Below are 17,121 nucleotides of genomic sequence, written 5' to 3'. Positions count from 1 at the left end.
ATCGCGTCGTCGTCCGGCCGCCGGTTCGGGTCGCGACGAGCGGGCCCACCCCGGAGCTGGCCGTCGTGAGCCCCGCCAAACCCCGCGGGCGCGCCGGCGTGTTCGTCTCCATCTGCGCCTTCTCCTTCCTGGTGAACTTCGGGCGCATCGCGTTCGCGCCGCTGGTCGACTTCTTCATCCGCTCGGGCGTCAGTCCGGCGACGGCGGGACTGGCCGCGACGGCCGTCTGGGTCGGCAGCGCGCTCCCCCGCCTCCCGACGGGGTATCTCCTGACGCGCGTCGCTCGTCACCGCGTGCTCGTCGGGATGGGGCTGTTCCTCGCCGCCGCGGCCGGCTTCACGGCGTTCTCCCCGGACATCCGCGTCACCGTCGCCGGCGCGCTGTTCGTCGGACTCGCCTCCGGCGTGTTCTTCATCGCCGCGAACCCGCTGGTCAGCGAACTCTACCCCGACCGCGTTGGGCTGGCGGTCGGCCTGCGGGGGATGTCCTCGCAGATCGCCGCCGTCACGGCCCCCTTTCTCGTCTCGCTGGCCATCGCCATGGGGTCGTGGCGCATCTCCTTCCGCGCGCTGGCCGTCCTCTCGCTCGCGCTGACGGTCGTGTTCGTCTTCGCGCTGCGCCGGGCGGACCTGCCGACGGCCGGCGTCGAGGACCGCGACCTGCTGGGGGCGATCCGCGCCCAGTGGCACCTCGTCGCCGCCGGCGTCGTCTTCGTCGGGTTCTCGGGGTTCGTCTGGCAGGGCGTGTTCAACTTCTACGTCACCTACCTCGGCGCCAAGGGCATCGCGACGGGGCCGGCCAACACCCTCCTGACCGTGACCTTCGCAGCGGGCGTCCCCTCGTTCGTCGTCGCCGGGCGCCTCGCCGACCGCTTCTCCTATCTCTCCGTCCTGCTCGGCATCCTCGCGGGGTTCGTCGTCACGCTGTTCGCGTTCACGCTCGTCACCGGCTGGCTCGCCGTCGCGGCCGTCTCCGTCGTGATGAGCCTCGTGGTTCACGGCCTGTTCCCGGTCGCCGACGCGTACCTCCTCGACTCGCTGCCCGACGAGAACCGCGCGAGCGCCTACTCGGGCTACAGCGCGGTCATGATGCTGATGCAGGCGCCCGGGAGCGTCGCGGTCGGCTCGCTCGCCCAGTTCGGGCTCTCCTACTCGGGGGTCTTCCGCGGCTACGCGGTCCTCGTCGGCGTCATCACCGTCGGGATGGCCGCGCTCGCGCGCGCCGGACGGCTCCCCACTGGGGAGTGACGGGCCGCTGGCGGCCCTACCGACCGTCGCCGGGCAAGCCCGGTTCGGAGCAACCGTTACTATCCGCGGCCGAGTACGTTCGACCATGGAGATCGACCGGATCGGGATCGACGAATCGGTCGCGGCGGTGTTCCCGCCGGAGCCGCTCGCACAGCGGCTCGCGGCAGCCTCGGTCGGCGTGACTGTCGTCGACGGCTCGCCCGACTCGCTCGCCGACTGCCAGGCCGTCGTCACGCTCGAACACCGCGATGCCTTCCTCGACCTCGACTGGGTCCACTCGATCCAGGCCGGGGTCGACCGGTTCCCCCAGGACCGCTTCCGGGAGGCGGGCGTCGTCCTGACGAACAGCACCGGCATCCACGGCGACGCGGTCGGCGAGACCGTCGCGGGGTTTGCCCTCGCGCTTGCCCGGCGGATCCACGACCACGCCGCAAACCAGACCGAGCGCGAGTGGTCTCGCCCGGGCTGGGACGAGGGGTGGACCGTCGCCGGCGAGCGGGCCTGCGTGGTCGGCCTCGGCGGCCTCGGCCGCGGCATCGTCGACCGACTGACCGGGCTCGGGATGGACGTGGTCGGCGTCCGACGCTCCCCGCTCCCCGAACCCGGCGTCGACCGGGTGTACACGACCGGGAACCTCCGCGAGGCCGTCGCTGACGCGCGGTTCGTCGTCCTCGCCGTCCCGCTGACCGACGCGACCAGCGACCTGATCGGCGCCGCGGAACTCGACGCCATGCGCGAGGACGCCTACCTGATCAACGTCGCGAGAGGCGGCGTCGTCGACCAGCCGGCGCTCGTATCGGCTCTGCAGGACGGCGACATCGCGGGCGGGGCGCTCGACGTCTTCGAGACGGAACCGCTCCCCGAGGAGTCGCCGCTGTGGGAGATGGACGACGTGATCGTCTCGCCCCACTGCGCCGCCTACACTCGCGATTACTACCGCCACGTGGCCGCCATCCTCGAGGAGAGCGTCCGCCGAGTTGGGACCGGCGAAGACCCGGTCAACCGGGTGCTGTGACGGGCCGGCCGCGCCACTCTCGTCGCCGTCGACCGCCTACGGTTCGATCACGAGTTTGCCGAGGAACGAGTCCTCCATCACGGCGCGCTGGGCCTCGCCGGCCTCGTCGAGGTCGTAGGAGCGCGCGAGTTCGACCGAGAGGGCGCCGCGTTCCATGAGGTGGGCGACGCCGCGGAGCGGGACCCGCAGGTCGGGCGTGTTGAACATCGACATGAACTGGTAGGACACGTCCTTCGAGCGGGCGGCGCCGTCGTTCGTGAACCCGGGGTCGGGGCTGTTCTCGCCGATGCCGACGACTCGCGCGCCGGTCGCGGCCACGTCGGCGTCGAACTGGAGGTAGTCGTCCAGTCGGTGGTCGAGGACGGCGTCGACTCCGCCGGCGGAGGCGTCCGTCACCGCGTCGGCGAGGTCGTCGCGGCCGTAGTCGAGCACGGTCTCGGCGCCCATCTCCGTGAGCGCGTCGTGATACTCCTCGCGGGCGGTCGTGATCACTCGGGCGCTGACGGCGTCGGCGACCTGGACGGCCGCGTGGCCGACGCCGCCCGACCCGCCGTGGACCAGGCAGTGCTCGGCCGGGTCGAGGTCGGCGTGGTCGACGAGCGCCCGCCAGGCCGTCACGGACGCGACGCCCGCCGCACCCGCCTCGGTCAGGTCGGCGTCGTCGGGCAGGTGGACGACCCGGTCCGTGGGGACCGTCGCGTACTCGGCGTAGGCGCCCTGATGGCCGCCGTTGCCGATGCCGGTACCGAAGACGCGGTCTCCGTCGTCGAACTCGTCGACGCGGTCGCCCGTCGCGGCGACGACGCCTGCGACGTCGACGCCGGGCGTGAAGGGGAGCGAGACCGGCTCGTACGACCCGTCGCGGAAGTACGTGTCGACGGGATTGACGCCGGCCGCGGCGACCTCGACGAGTAGTTCGTCCGGGTTCGGGTCCGGTCGGTCTGTCTCCTCGACTGTCAGCGCGTCGGGACCGCCGTGGTCGTGGAGGCGTACAGCGCGCATATCGATCGAGAGGTCGGAGCGGACACAGATAACGGTGGGTGACGAGCGCCGGTCGGACCGCCCCGTCGAAAAAATGTCGCACGTGTCGCCGGAGTCGGACCGCCTCGACCGGGTTAGCTGTCCGTCGCCGTCCCAGTGTCGGTCCCCTCGCCGTCGTCCGTCGCGGTGGCCGTACCGTGATCCGTTGGGGTCGCGGTGCCGTTGTCCGTGGGGGTGTCGGTGCCGTGGTCCGTGGGGGTGGCAGTGCCGTCGTCCGTGGGCGTCTCGGTGCCGTCGTCCGTCCCGTCGTCGGTTTCCGTTTCGGCGCCGGTGTCGGAGGCGATGAACGGACCGACGGCCTCGAGCACGTCCGCCTGTGATGCCGCCGCGTCGAAGGCGTCCGGGGCGGGCGGTTCGCCGGTGACCTCGTTGAGGACGGCCGCGTGGCGCGCTTCGACGCTGTGTATCGACAGCGCGGCGCCAAGCAGGTCGGGGCTTTCGACGAACGGGGCCGCGCCCGCGTAGGCCGCGACGCCGGTGTTCTCGAGGACCGCCCCGAGCGCGAGGAAGTCGTCGACGCTCTCGACGCCGAAGTCGTAGGTCGCCGCTTGTTCGGGCTCTCCGCCCAGCAGCTCCACGGCCTGCGTGAGCACGTCGACGTGGGCGGCCTCGTGTTCGCCGATGGACTGCACGTAGGCGTACACTTCCCGCCGGTACTCCTCGCTGTACGACGACAGGCTCTCGGCGTCGACGAAGTCGCTCTCGTCGAACATGTCCATCCCCTCCTGGTAGAACGCGTCCTCCAGGTGTTCGAGCGTGAGCGCGTAGTTGAGGACGTCGATGTCGGTCCCGTCGACGTCGTCGAAAGCGGCCGTCATTTCGTCGGCCGTCATCCCGTCGTCGTCGTCGTCGCCTTCCTGTGCGAGCGCGGCGCCCGTGCCGCCGCCGAGGGCCAGCAGGGCTCCGCCGGCCAGCGCCGAGCGGGCGAGGAAGCCGCGGCGGGAGCTACTCCCCTCCTCGGGGGCTCGTGTTACTGAACGTGCGATGCGTTCCGCGATCGGGTGTGGGTCGTCTGAATCTGTCATGGTGTCGCTGGTAACCCAGCGGTCCGACGCAAGGGTTTTCGAGGAATAGTTATAGACAGGTAAGTCGGTAGTAAGCCTGAGCCAGGTGTGAGTAACATCAGTAATTGCGACAGCACCTGTCAACTGACGCCACTGCTCGCGCGCTCCCTCCGGGAGTCTGCCCCCCGCGGCCGGAGCGGTCGGTCGCGACCTTCGATCCGTCAGCGGTCGACGTAGCAGTCTGGATACCTAATCACTGAGGGACGACAAACTTCCGTGTCAAGCCCCAACGATGAAATGGCTCGTGCGATTGCGAGCCCCATCCCACCACGGATGCACCCCACTCGCATCCTACCACGGATGCGCCCCACCCGCATCCCACCACGGATGCACACCCCATCCGCGACCCACCCTGTCCACTTCCAACCCGTTTCCGCGCTCGGGGGAGCGTAGGGACACACCCCAACCCACTGCGCCGGCGGCGGCGCACCCTTTCCCCCTCGACCCGTCCACTTTCTGCGTGTCAGTCCCCGAACGCCCCGAACAGCGGTAGCGACCGGTCGAACCGACCCGTCGTCGGGAGCGCCGGGTCGTCGTCGACGTTGTGGTCGACGTCGCGGACGAGGTCGGCGTTCGCCCGCAGGTCCGACCCCAGTCCCTCCGCGACGCGGTTCAGGTTCTCGCGAGCGTGGGCCGGCGCCGCCGCGCTCCCGAGGAGGACGACGCTCCCGCCGCCGTCGCGGAACGACCTGACCCGGTCGAGTTCTCCCTCGCCGAGCGGCCCGACCGGCGTCGCGACGAGGAGGCCGCGGCCGCGGTCGAGGAACGGCCCGGAGAGGCGGTTGCGCTGGACCAGTTCCAGTCCCTGTCCCTCCAGGTATCGTCGGTAGTAGGCGGCGTCCTCCGCGGAGAGGGCGTAGTCGACGCCGAACTGGCCGTGACCGCCGTCGACCAGCACGTCGCCGTCGCGGCCGGCCAGCCACGCGAGGAGGTTCGTCAGGAACGGGAACCCCCCGAACTCGCTCGTGTCGACGGGGAACCCCTCCGACTGCTCGTAGTCCTCGTGGACCAGCAGCCCGCCGACGACCGCCACGCGGGCGTCCCGGTCGACGCCGACCAGCGGGATCGGGTCGTCGCCGTAGTCGACGGCGCTCGACGCCCGGACCGTCTGCGTCGCCGTCGACTCGGCGCGGACCGGCGCGCGTTCGCTCGCGAGCGGTCCGTCGGCGGCCCTGACGCTCGTCGGCCACGGGAGGAACAGTTCCTCGACCGGGTCGTCCCTGACGGGGTCGGTCGCGCCAGGGTCGGTCTCCCCCCAGAGCCCCCGGTCGGCCTCGCGGGCCCGTTCCTCGGCACCGGCGAGCGCGTCGTGTGTCGTGATCCCGGAGTGGTAGGCCCGCGCGTACCCCTCGGCGACGAGTTCGCGGTTGTAGAACACGGTTTCGCCCCGGTCGTCGTACTCGAGGTAGCCGAGCAGTCGGCCGTAGTTGCCGCGGGCCGGTTCGCTCGGGTCGAAGGACAGCGTGACCGTCTCGCCGGCGAGGCGCTCGCGGGCGAACTCCTTGCCGCGCTCGCCCCACTCCGCGAGCCGCTCGGGGTCGTCCATCCCCGGCCACTCCTGGGTGCGCTCGAACCGCCGGTTTCGCTCCGTCTCCGGCGTGTCGAGCCCGACGATACGGACCTCTTCCTCCCGGCCGTCGTCGAAGCGCACGTCCACGGTGTCGCCGTCCGTCACTTCCACGACCGTCACGGTGTGGGTGGTGTCGGCCGCGATGTCGCTGGGCATACGGAACGTCCTACCGACACTCACTTGTCAGTTACTTCGGCGTCGGTCCGACCGTCGGTCGGCGGATCGTCGCCGGCAGCGCCCGCTACCACTCGGCGACGCCGCCGTCGTCGTGGCGCCAGACGGGGTTGTGCCAGTCCACGTCCGCCTCGGCCGCTTCGCGGACGTACGCCTCGTCGATCTCGATCCCGAGGCCGGGGCCCTCCGGCAGCGCGACCGCGCCGTCCTCGTAGTCGAACACGTCGGGGTCCTCGAGGTAGGCCAGTTCGTCGGTGCCCTCGTTGTAGTGGATACCGAGGCTCTGCTCCTGGATGAGCGCGTTCGGGGCGTTGGCGTCGACCTGGATGCAGGAGGCGAGCGCGATGGGACCCAGCGGGCAGTGGGGGGCGAGCGCCACGTCGTACGCCTCGGCCATCGCCGCGATCTTCGAGACCTCGGTGATCCCGCCGGCGTGCGAGAGGTCGGGCTGGATCACGTCGACGGTGCCCTGCTCGAACACCTCCTTGAAGTCCCAGCGGGAGTACATCCGTTCGCCGGTAGCGATCGGCGTCGTCGTGTGCTGAGCGATGTGCGGGAGCGCGTCGTTGTTCTCCGGGAGCACCGGCTCCTCGACGAACATCGGCTCGTAGGGCTCGACGGCCTCGGCGATGCGTTTGGCCATCGACTTGGCGACGCGGCCGTGGAAGTCCAGCCCGATGTCGACCTCGTCCCCGACGCGTTCACGGACCGTCCTGATGCGGTCGACGGCCGCCTCGACGGCCGCCGGGTTGTCGACGCGGCGCAGTTCGGGCGTGGCGTTCATCTTCAGCGCGGTCAGCCCGGCGTCGACCCGCTCTTCGGCGGCGTCGCCCACGTCGGCCGGCCGGTCGCCGCCGATCCACTGGTAGACGCGGACGCGGTCGCGGGCCTTCCCGCCGAGCAGTTCGTAGACGGGCGCGCCGAAGTGTTTCCCCTTGATGTCCCACAGCGCCTGGTCGATCCCGGCGATAGCGGACATGAGGACGGGGCCGCCCCGGTAGAACCCGCCGCGATACATCGCCTGCCAGTGGTCCTCGATGTCGGCGGGGTCCTCGCCGAGCAGGTAGGTGTCCAGCAGCTCCTCGACGGCGGTCGCGACGGTCTTCGAGCGGCCCTCGACGACGGGTTCGCCCCAGCCGACCAGTCCGTCGCTCGTCTCGACTTTCAGGAAGAGCCACCGCGGCGGTACCTCGAACAGTTCGTAGTCGGTGATGGTCGTCACTGGTCTCGTCCGCTATCTGCTCGGCCGACCGGGTTAAACGGTTCCGTCGGCGCTCGGTGTCGAGAGTTCCAGCACCGGACTCGGGAGCGGTCGCCCCCTATTCGTAGTAGCTCAGGCGCTCGACGACCTCGGCGAAGGCGACGTTGTCGCGCACGTCGGTGATCTCCACCGCGACGCGTTCCCCCTGGTCGGTGTCGGGCACGATGACGACGAAGCCGCGCTCGACTCGCGTGATGCCGTCCCCCTGCTCGCCGATGTCCTCGATCTCGACGCGTCGAGTCTCCCCCTCCTCGACGGGCGGCGTCTGGCGTCCCCGGTCTCGGTCGCGGTCGCGGCTCCGGTCGCGGTCCTGTCCGTTCTCCCCCGGCGACGCGCGGTTCGATTCGCCGCTCGACGACTTCTCGGACGTCGTCGGCGACGGCACCAGTGCGACTCGATACGTGCTGTCCGCCTCTATCGCGCCGAGTCGGACCTCCTCTTTGGGGACCTCGACGACGTAGCTCCCGTCCCGCTCTTCGACGCGCGCGGAGAAGAGACAGCGCAGTTGATCAGATATCTCCATTCGTAGTGTCTTGCCCGCAAGCAAGCCGCCAGCCCACTTGGTTCTATCGTGTCCGGTCGTCCGGGATAGTCGGATCTCGCACTCACACCCGCCCATACCCGCTCACCCGAGCGCTATCAGTCGCTCGCCGGCGACGTCGTTGTCCGCCCGTCGCTCGGACACCGCCGTCGCGTACACGGTCCCGCCCGCGACGGCGAGGCCCTCGACGTGGTCCTCGAACCGCCGCTCCCACAGCGGCGCCCCGTCTGTCAGATCGAACGCCGTCACCGTCGCGTGTCCGGGGTCGGTCGTCTCGACCGACCGGTCGTGCGTGACCGCGAGTATCGTCTCGGCGGCACCGACGAGTTCCTTCACGTCGCGGTCCACCGTCGTCGTCCACTCGTCGTCCCCGTCGTGTGTGACGGCCCGAATACGCCGGTCACCGAGCGAGGTCACGACGAGATCCGGCGTCACGACGGGTGCGACGGGCTGGCCGACCGGGTCCGGCGCGTCCTCGCGTTCGTCGCCGGGTCGGTGCTCCGGCGGCGAGGATATCGACCACCGCTCCTCGCCGTCGGTCCGCGCGAGCGCCTGGAGCCTCCCGCCGGGACGGTTGTCGTACTCGGTCGTGGCGAACACCGTGGCCCCGGCCACGGCCGGGCTCTCGTAGATCCGCGCGAGGGCGCCCCGGGACTCCGGGGGGACGGACCACTTCGTCGCCGCGTCGTCGTCGGCGTGAGCGGGTTCGTCGTCGTCGGGGTCTTCCCACGGCCACTCGGACGCGGTCGCCGTCAGGTCGACGGCCTCGACGCTGAACGCCGTCGCGACGTAGGCCGTCTCCTCGGTGACGGCCGGCGACCCCTCGGCGTCGTGGCGCGACGCCCACGTGACCTGTCCGGTCTCGTCGAGCGCGGAGAAGTACCCGCCGTACTCGAGATAGAGTCGCCCGTTCGCGAGCGTCCCGCTCGCCGTGTTCGCGCCGTGACAGGGGTCGCCGCGCCAGGTCTCCTCGCCGGTGTAGAGCTCGATACCGAAGGCGCAGTCCGTGCCGGTGACGTAGGCCCGGTCGGTCCCGAGCGTCGGCGTCTCGTACCCCCAGGGCTCGGAGTCGGACTCCCAGAGGCGCTCTCCGTCGGTCGCCCGGAGTCCGACCGTGGCGTCGTCGGCGTTCACGACGACGCGCGTGCCGCGGATCACCGGGCGGTGGCAGAACGAGAACTCCCGGCTCCACCGCGTCTCCGGGGCCGACCGCGGCGGCGTCGCGTCGGCGTTGTACCGGGTGTTGCGGGCATCGTACCCGCTCGCCGGCCAGTCGTCCGGTCCAGGCGGTTCGTGCGGGATCGGTTCCGGCCCCGAACCGCCCGCGAGCGTCGCGCACCCGGCGGCGCCGACCGCAGCGCCCAGTGCAGTCCGGCGGAGCAGGGACCGTCTCGACCATCGTGGGGAGGGCATCGGGGGTACTGCGGACGATACCGACAAACCAGTTCCGGATACTCGACCAGCGTCCCGCGGCGGTCTGTCGGGCAGGACGCGCCGGCGCTCACTCGCCGCTGCCTCCCGGACGACCCCGACGCCAACCTGACAGCGACCGATGCGCTAGCATTGTCATTTGGTAACAAGTGTAATCCGGCGCGAGGCCGTGCTAGTCGGCGTGACTCGCCGTCGCTCGTCCACCACGGTGGTCGTCGTGGCGCTCGTCGTCCTGTCGGGCTGTGTCGGGCTCGTGGAGACCGACGCCGGGCTCTCCGGGCCGGACTCGCTCGACGGGACGGAGACGCGAGCGACCGCGACGCAGACGGCGGCGGCCCCGACGAACGGGAGCGTCGAGGTGCACTTCGTCAACGTCGGGCAGTCGGTGAGCACGCTGGTCGTCGGGCCGACGAACGAGACGATGCTGATCGACTCGGGCGACTTCAGGGACGACGGCGAGCACGTTCTCGACTACCTGCAACGCCACAACGTCAGCCGGATCGACCACTTCGTGGTCAGTCACGCCGACGCGGACCACATCGGCGGGAACGCCGCGCTCGTCGACTACTACGAGACGGAGGCCGACGGGATCGGCGCGATATACGACCCCGGGATCGCGGCGAGCACCCAGACCTACGAGGACTACCTCGACGCGGTCGAGCGGCACAACGTCACCCTCTACGAGACGCGCGAGGGCGACCCGCTCCCGTTCGAGGGCGTCGACGTCGACGTCCTCGGGCCGCCGGAGCCGTACATCGAGAACGGGGACCGAAACGAGAACAGCATCGTCCTCAGGCTCGGGTACGGGGCGACGGGCTTCCTGTTCACCGGCGACGCGGAGGACGACCAGGAGCAGTCCCTCGTCGACACCTACGGCGACTGCCTGCGATCGACGGTCATGAAGGCCGGCCACCACGGCAGTCGGAGTAGTACCGGGGACGCGGTCCTCGACGCGGCGAGTCCCGAACTGGTCGTCGTCTCCAGCGCGAACGACTCGCAGTACGGCCATCCCCACGAGGAAGTGCTCGAACGCCTCTCGAACCGCTCGGTCTCGGCGTACTGGACGGCGACGCACGGCGACGTCGTCCTCTCCAGCGACGGGCGGAACGTCACCGTCGCGACACAGCGGGCGGCCCCGACCGATCCGCTCTCCATCCGAAACGGGACGCCGATAGAACCCGGAGCGACGGACCCGGTCGTCCCGCGAGCGACTGTCGACGGCACGACGAACTCGTCGGAGACGACTCCCACCGCGACGGACTGTGGGCCGGAGACGCCGACGGACGGTGGAACGGACACGGCGACAGCGACTGATGCCGACGCGCTCGTCGTCGACGAGATCAACGCCGACGCCGAGGGCGACGACAGGGAGAATCTCAACGACGAGTACGTCGTCTTCAGGAACGCCGGCGACGACGCCCTCGACCTGGGCGGGTGGACCGTCGAGGACGAGGCCGCCCACACCTACACGTTCCCAGACGGGTTCACGCTCGACCGGAACGCCACCGTGACGCTCCGCACGGGCAGCGGTACCGACACCGACACCGACCTCTACTGGGGGTCGGGCAGTCCGATCTGGAACAACGGCGGCGACACGATCATCGTTACGACGGACGAGGGCGAAGCAGTCCTCAGGGAGGAGTACTCGTGATCCCCGACGGAAACTACACGGCGGTGGTCGACCGCATCGAGGACGGACTGGCGACGCTGGAGGTGACGGACGAGGAGGAGACGGACCGCTACGAACTCGTCGTCGACCCCGAGGAACTGCCGGAGTCGGGCCGCCACGCGGACGCGGTCCTCCGCGTCGAACTCGACGACGGTGACCTCGTGGACGCGGCCTACGACGAATCCGAGACCGAGGAGCGGGCGGACGCGGCCCAGAGTCGCTTCGACCGCCTGTCCGAGCGCCGGCGCGGTGACGACACGGGGTCCTCGGAGTGAGGGCCCGACATCGGACTCGGTCGAGAGCCGGGCCGAGAGCCGAACCGAGACCCGAACCGAGACCCGCCGCGGGTCACTCGGACGCCCTCTCGATCGACGCTTCGTAGGTGGCGTGGTCGCGGATCCGGACGCGCTGGCGGTCGGTGTCGTGGCCGACGACCCGTTCGGCGACGCGCTCGCTCGTCTCGAGCCTCACGGTCTCGACATCGTCGGTCAGGAACGCGACGGTGTTCCGGAGTCCCCGGTATCGGCGCTGCATCACCTGTTCGGGGACGAGCGTCCGGTCGGCGTCGTCCGCGCTCGTGAGCGTCAGCGTCGCCGGTGAGGTGGTCTCGGTTCGCTCCCGCCGCGGTGAGGTGACCGTCACGGTCGCACCCGTTCGCTCGGACGTGACGTCGTCGGTCGGTTCGATCGAGACGTCGTCGCCGACGAGTTCGACGAGCGCCGCGCTCTGGTCGGCCTGGGCCCCGTAGCCGACGACGACGGCGTACGCGCCGCCGCCGAGGAATCCGAAGCTGGCTCCGTCCCCGTGCCCGATAGCCGGGAGCGCTTCAGTGCCGTAGGCGTTGAGCGTCCACGACTTCGTCTGGCCCGGAGCGAGGCTCCGGCAGTCCGCGGTGTGCATGTACGGCCCGACGTGGAACCACTGGTCGCCCGCGAGTTTGTACAGGTTCCAGTGACCGCACTCGGTCGCAGACCGCGACTTGTTCACGAAGGTGAACGTCACCTGGGCGGGGAGGCTGTCTCGCTCCCGATCCGGGTGCAGGTACGTGCTGGCGGTCTCGTCGGCGTCGTGGAACCAGGCGGTCGACAGCTCGTCCGAGATCGCCGGAAGCGTCTGCCGTTCGAAGCGCGACGTTCCTCCGGGCCCCGGGCGTTCGGTCTCCCAGACGGCGATCCGGAGCGTCGAGTCGGCGCGTCCCCGGAACTCGTAGATCCCGGGCGGACGTCCCTCGCCCGCTCCGTCCGGGTGGCCGACGACGGCGTACTCCCCCTCGACCGTCTCGCCGGGGGCCAGTCGAACCCGTTCCGGGAGCCACTGGTCCACGTCGGTCGCTCGCCAGAGGCCGTCGTCGTCGCGTTCGAGTTCCGGCGGCTCGTCGACGAGGTCGTGGTTCGCGGTCGGCGCGAGGACGAGTCCGGTCCGGTAGGTCGCGTCGCGGATGCGGTCGCCGTCGTGGAACGGCTCGGGAACCCGACTGGAGAGGCGACCGAACGGCGGCGTCCACTCGATCCGGAACGTGTTCTCGAAGTCGTTCGCGTTCTCGAGGGTCGCCGAGAGGGTCACCGGGCGCTCGGCCGTGGCCGTCGAGCCGAACCCCGCTGTGATCTCTCCCTCGTCGGGCGTCCGATACCGCATCGGCGTCAGCGCGTACGTCCGGTCGGCCGTCTCCAGGTCGACGAAACGCCCGTCGCCGGACGGCGAGACGCCGTCGGACGCCGCCGTGTCGGTAGCCGACCACGGAGTCGGGTCCGCACTCGGCGTCTCCGTCGCCTGCTCGGTCCGACCGGTCGAATCGCTCTCGGTCGATGCGGGCGAGGCGGTGTCGGTGGCGGAGCCCCCGAATCCCGCACAGCCGCTGATCCCGGCCGCGCCGATGGCGGCGAGAAATGTCCGTCGGTTCATACGTCGTAGTTCGGACCCGCCTCAAAGTGTTTTCTGGATTGGACGACCGGGAGTCGACCGGCCGACCCGCCGACCCGCCGCCCCGCGAGTCGCGGCGTCGCGGCGTCGCGGCGTCGCCGCGTCGCGAGTTCACCAGCCGGTCCGCTCGGCCAGGGCGAGCGGATAGACGTCGCCGCTGCCACCGTCCCGGAGTGTCATCCCGGCTTCCGTGAGCGTCCAGCGAGTGTCGACGGTGTCGTCGACGAGGAGCACTGGCCCCGGTCGAACCCACTTCGTCGCCTCGAACACGCCCTCGACGTCCCATCGCTTCTGGTACGAGTTCTTCAGTTCCCCGTCCGGCGCGGTCGATCCGACCTTGCGGAGCGCGTCCTCGTACGGGAGCCCGAGCCCCTGTGCGATCCGTTCGGCGAGGTCCGCCACCCGGTCCGTCTCGGCCGACGTCGACGGAACGGCCGCCACCCAGGTCGGTTCGGGCGTCGGCTCCCACACCTCCTGTACGTGTTCGACGGCGGCGTCGACCACCTGGTCGCTGTACGGGTCGCCGCTGTCTCGCTGCCCGCTCACGAGCGTGCCGAGCCCGGGATCGCCGTACACGCAGAGCGAACGGCCCTCCTCGGGCTTGCGCGATTCGTCTATCTTCGAGCGTCCGCCGCCCCGTTCGGGCATGTAGTAGCGCGCGGATATCTCGCTCCACGACTCGGCGCGATAGTGGTCGGTCGCCGCTCGAACGAGGCGCTCGTCGCGGACCGAGGTGGGCACGAACTCCCCGGCGCAGTTGGCACAGCGGCCACAGGGGCCGTCCATGGATCCGTCGAGCACGTCGTCGATGAACTTCGTGAGACAGGCGTCCGTTTCGACGAACGCCTGGATCTGCGCCAGTTCCTCCCACCGGTGTTCCGTGATCGATTCGATGCGGTCGTGGTCGAAGGTCCACTCCTTCCCCGTTCGCTCGAACCCGTCGTCCACCCGGATCAGGGCGTTCTCGACCCGCAGGATGTCGAGACACTTCGACGCGGCCTTCCACGAGACGTTCGCGCGCTTGAGTATCTCGTACTTGTAGAGCGGTTCGTCGCTCTCCGCCACGGTCTGCAGGACCAGCTCGAAGTCCGCCGGGTCGGGAAACGCCTGTTCGATGAAGAACTCCGCGATGTCGTCGTCCTCCTCGCCCGAGAGCAGGACGGCGAAGGCCTCGTCGAGGCCGCGTCCGGCGCGTCCGATCTCCTGGTAGTACCTGATGAGGTTCGGCGGCCGCTGGAAGTGGACGACCCACCCGAGGTCGGGCTTGTTGAACCCCATCCCGAGCGCGTTCGTCGCCACCAGCGCGTCGACGTCGTTGGCGAGCAGGCGCGCTTCGAGTCGCCGCCGCCGGTCGCCGTCCACGCCGCCGTGATACGGCTCGACGGAGAGACCGTGCTGGGTCAACCAGTCCGCGACGATCTCGACTTCGTCGGTGGTCAGACAGTAGACGATACCCGCCGAGGGCAGGTCGGGGAGGGTCTCCGCGAGCCAGGCGAGGCGGTCGGCCCGTGAGTCCATCTCGATGGTCTGGATGCGCAGCGACTCCCTGACGAGGTCACCGCGGACGACCCGCAGGTCCGGCACCTGTCGAGTCACGTCCTCGACGACGCGGTCGTTCGCCGTCGCGGTCGTCGCCGCGACCGGGATGTGCTCCGGGAGTTCCCGCAGGATCCGCTTGATCCGGCGGTAGTCCGGCCGGAAGTCGTGCCCCCAGTTGGAGATGCAGTGGGCCTCGTCGACGACGAGCAGGCCGAACTCCTCCTGCATCGCCACCAGGACGTCCTCCTGGAACTCCTGGTTGGCCAGTCGCTCCGGGGAGACCAGCAGAACGTCGCAGGTGCCGTCGACGACGCTCCGTTTGGCGGCCTCCCACTCCTCGGTGTTGTTCGAGTGGATCGTCCGTGCCTCGAGTCCGAGCTGCTGCTCGGCGTCCTGGATCTGGTTGTGCATCAGCGCCAGCAGCGGACTGACGATCAGCGTCGGCCCCTCGCCGCGCTCCCTGAGGAGTTTGGTCGCGATGAAGTAGACCGTGCTCTTCCCCCAGCCGGTCCGCTGGACGAGCAACAGCCGCTCTTTCTCGTTCACCAGTCCGTCGATGGCCTCCCACTGCTGTGGGCGGAACTCGGCGTCCGGGCCGATACTCCGTTCGAGCAGTCGCTGGGCCTCGGCCTCCGATGCGCGACCGGATGACGAGTTCACACCCATCCTTGCCGGACGACGGACAATAACTGTTCTGTGCGCGTTCGCGACGCTGCGTGGGACTCTCGACGTACTCGACGGGGGGACACTCTCATCGGTGGTGGACGGAGGGCTATCTCGGGTGGACGACGGTGCGACAGTCGGGACACTCGGCGTAGTACTCGCGTTCGTCGTCGGTCTCGTACGCGACGAGGACGTCGACGTCGAACAGGGAGGTGCCACATTCGGTGCAGGAACCGAGCGGGTCGGGGCTTCGTTGCATGTGTGGAGTACTCGAAGGGGAGCGAGTGCGTGTGACACTCGCGAGGACGCTGTCCTCTGTCCGATCGATGCTGCGGCGATCACTTAATGCTCCGCCGAGCGGAGTGAAAGTGAACGCGACGTCGTTCGTATCGCTCCGGGCACGACAGGTCGTTACGGTCCGACGAAGCGGTTCGTCGCAGTCCGTCGCGGTCCGACGAAGCGATCCGTCGCGGTCCGACAGGGGACCCGGAACGGTATCGGTCTCACTCCCCGGCAGCGTCGATCTGTCGACAGTAGTCGGCGGCCGCTTCGGCGGCGGTCGTGCCGTGGCCTTCGAGGTCGACGCCGCCCTGCGTGACGATCCAGTGGCCGTCGCCCCGCTCTTCGATGAGCAGCGTCGTCATGTGACGCCGCGTGTGGTCGGTCGAGTCGGTCTCCGCCAGTGTCGAACTCATACTCTGTCGATGGGCCGTCGGGGTATTAGACGCCAGCCACACCCGGCGCGAAAGTGGATCCACTTTCACTCCCCGTGGCTGAAACCGGTGTGAGAGCCGAACCGTTATCCGGCACAACTCCCGAACGGGGGTATGGACCTCTCTGTCGTCGACCTCTCTCCGGTTCCCGACGGCGCCAGCGCGACCGAGGCGTACGCGAACACCGTCGCGGCCGCCCAGCAGGCCGAAGCCCTCGGCTACTCGCGGTTCTGGGTCGCCGAACACCACGGGATGGCCGAGACCATCGCGGGGACGACCCCGGAGGTGTTGCTCGGGCACCTGGCGGCCGAGACCGACTCGATACGGCTCGGCTCGGGCGCGGTGTTGCTCAACCACTACAGCCCGTTCAAGGTCGCCGAGCAGTTCGGCGCCCTCGACGCGCTCGCCCCGGGCCGTATCGACGCCGGACTGGGGCGGGCGAACGGCTCGCCGGCCGCCGACCGCGCCCTCGGGACCGAGCGCCACGTCCAGAACCCCGACGAGGACCACGCCGAGAAGATCGAGGCCGTCGCCACGCACCTCTACGACGACTACCCGCCCGAACACCCCTACGGCGACCTGACGATCCCACGTTCGGACGCGGCGGAGCCGGTGCCGTGGGTGCTCGGGTCGAGCCCATCGAGTGCGGCGCTCGCCGGCGAGCTCGGCCTGCGCTACTGTTTCGCGGCGTTCATCCGCCCGCAGTTCGCCACGCAAACCTTCGAGACCTACCGCGAGGAGTTCCAGCCCTCTCGACTGGCCGACGGACTGGACGAGCCCCACGGCATGGTCGCGGTGAACGCGGTCTGTGCCGAGACCGACGAGGACGCGGCGCGACAGCGAGCCGTGGCCGAAGCGACGTTCAGGCGGATGGAACGGGGCGAGGTCGGCACCACGCCGTCCGTCGAGGAAGCGATCGACGAACTCGGCGCCGTCCCCGACCCGACGCCCGCCACGCTCGACGAAGACGAGTGGCCGCGAGCTATCTCCGGGAGCCCGGACACGCTCGCCGGGCTCCTCGAACAGCTTTCGGACCGCGTCGGCGTCGACGAGGTGATGATCCAGCACGCCGTCGGCGACCACGACGACGCGCTCCGCTCGCACGAACTGCTGGCCGACGGCGTCGGGCTCTCGGCTCGGTGAGCGGGTCGTCGCGACTCCCGCACAGCTCTCACAGAGCGATGGCCGTCGGTGGCGGCCGAGAGCGCTGTCCGATCCGTCTCCCTACTGGACAGCGTCCACGTGCTGGTAGTTTCATTGCTGTTTGACTATC

15 protein-coding genes are annotated in these 17,121 nt (G+C 70.0%); 5 read left to right on the top strand and 10 right to left on the bottom strand.

What is annotated here, in order from left to right; translation table 11 throughout:
* Positions 1–65: 65 nt before the first annotated feature.
* Positions 66–1,247, top strand: coding sequence for an MFS transporter (locus D1409_RS10765; protein WP_235853540.1), 1,182 nt, complete (start codon positions 66–68; stop codon positions 1,245–1,247).
* Positions 1,248–1,332: 85 nt separating this feature from the next.
* A complete protein-coding gene (gene ddh, locus D1409_RS10760) occupies positions 1,333–2,262 on the top strand; it encodes a D-2-hydroxyacid dehydrogenase (protein ID WP_123536896.1) in 930 nt (309 codons plus the stop codon).
* Positions 2,263–2,298: 36 nt separating this feature from the next.
* On the opposite strand, the gene D1409_RS10755 is transcribed toward ddh, so the two are convergent.
* The 6 genes from D1409_RS10755 to D1409_RS10730 form a co-directional block, all read right to left on the bottom strand.
* Positions 2,299–3,264: an NADPH:quinone reductase gene (locus D1409_RS10755; protein ID WP_123536894.1), complete on the bottom strand. Its 966-nt coding sequence runs from the start codon at positions 3,262–3,264 to the stop codon at positions 2,299–2,301.
* 113 nt (positions 3,265–3,377) lie between these two features.
* Positions 3,378–4,328: a ferritin-like domain-containing protein gene (locus D1409_RS10750; protein ID WP_123536892.1), complete on the bottom strand. Its 951-nt coding sequence runs from the start codon at positions 4,326–4,328 to the stop codon at positions 3,378–3,380.
* Between the two features lie 502 nt (positions 4,329–4,830).
* Positions 4,831–6,093 carry a thermonuclease family protein gene (locus tag D1409_RS10745; RefSeq protein ID WP_123536890.1) on the bottom strand — a complete coding sequence of 421 codons (1,263 nt, stop codon included), beginning with the start codon at positions 6,091–6,093 and terminating at the stop codon, positions 4,831–4,833.
* Positions 6,094–6,178: 85 nt separating this feature from the next.
* Positions 6,179–7,333 (bottom strand): galactonate dehydratase, encoded by a 1,155-nt coding sequence (gene dgoD / locus D1409_RS10740; protein WP_123536888.1) that lies wholly within the window; start codon positions 7,331–7,333, stop codon positions 6,179–6,181.
* A 97-nt stretch (positions 7,334–7,430) separates the two neighbouring features.
* Positions 7,431–7,895, bottom strand: coding sequence for a TRAM domain-containing protein (locus tag D1409_RS10735; protein WP_123536886.1), 465 nt, complete (start codon positions 7,893–7,895; stop codon positions 7,431–7,433).
* A 102-nt stretch (positions 7,896–7,997) separates the two neighbouring features.
* Positions 7,998–9,326, bottom strand: a complete 1,329-nt coding sequence (locus D1409_RS10730) for an outer membrane protein assembly factor BamB family protein (protein ID WP_123536884.1) — start codon at positions 9,324–9,326, stop codon at positions 7,998–8,000.
* A gap of 199 nt (positions 9,327–9,525) precedes the next feature.
* On the opposite strand from D1409_RS10730, the gene D1409_RS10725 reads away from it, so the two are divergent.
* Together D1409_RS10725 and D1409_RS10720 are read left to right on the top strand one after the other, a co-directional pair.
* Complete coding sequence (locus tag D1409_RS10725; protein ID WP_206425027.1) at positions 9,526–10,995, top strand: lamin tail domain-containing protein; 1,470 nt, start codon at positions 9,526–9,528, stop codon at positions 10,993–10,995.
* Positions 10,992–11,288 (top strand): DUF3006 domain-containing protein, encoded by a 297-nt coding sequence (locus tag D1409_RS10720; protein WP_123536882.1) that lies wholly within the window; start codon positions 10,992–10,994, stop codon positions 11,286–11,288. The genes D1409_RS10725 and D1409_RS10720 overlap by 4 nt, the downstream gene beginning before the upstream one ends.
* A gap of 73 nt (positions 11,289–11,361) precedes the next feature.
* On the opposite strand, the gene D1409_RS10715 is transcribed toward D1409_RS10720, so the two are convergent.
* From D1409_RS10715 to D1409_RS10705, 4 genes are all read right to left on the bottom strand, one after another.
* Positions 11,362–12,915: a hypothetical protein gene (locus tag D1409_RS10715; protein ID WP_123536880.1), complete on the bottom strand. Its 1,554-nt coding sequence runs from the start codon at positions 12,913–12,915 to the stop codon at positions 11,362–11,364.
* Between the two features lie 129 nt (positions 12,916–13,044).
* Positions 13,045–15,132 carry a RecQ family ATP-dependent DNA helicase gene (locus D1409_RS10710; protein ID WP_206425026.1) on the bottom strand — a complete coding sequence of 696 codons (2,088 nt, stop codon included), beginning with the start codon at positions 15,130–15,132 and terminating at the stop codon, positions 13,045–13,047.
* A 112-nt stretch (positions 15,133–15,244) separates the two neighbouring features.
* Positions 15,245–15,394, bottom strand: coding sequence for a DUF7837 family putative zinc-binding protein (locus D1409_RS24485; RefSeq protein WP_164471640.1), 150 nt, complete (start codon positions 15,392–15,394; stop codon positions 15,245–15,247).
* 244 nt (positions 15,395–15,638) lie between these two features.
* Positions 15,639–15,830: a hypothetical protein gene (locus D1409_RS10705; protein WP_123536876.1), complete on the bottom strand. Its 192-nt coding sequence runs from the start codon at positions 15,828–15,830 to the stop codon at positions 15,639–15,641.
* A 132-nt stretch (positions 15,831–15,962) separates the two neighbouring features.
* On the opposite strand from D1409_RS10705, the gene D1409_RS10700 reads away from it, so the two are divergent.
* Positions 15,963–16,991 carry an LLM class flavin-dependent oxidoreductase gene (locus D1409_RS10700; RefSeq protein WP_123536874.1) on the top strand — a complete coding sequence of 343 codons (1,029 nt, stop codon included), beginning with the start codon at positions 15,963–15,965 and terminating at the stop codon, positions 16,989–16,991.
* The last annotated feature ends 130 nt before the right edge of the window (positions 16,992–17,121 follow it).

It is taken from the genome of Halosimplex salinum (genome assembly GCF_003730195.1).
Classification (GTDB): Archaea; Halobacteriota; Halobacteria; order Halobacteriales; family Haloarculaceae; genus Halosimplex; species Halosimplex salinum.
Note: the sequence above shows the minus strand (reverse complement) of the source record. Positions and strands in the feature narration are given on the sequence as shown.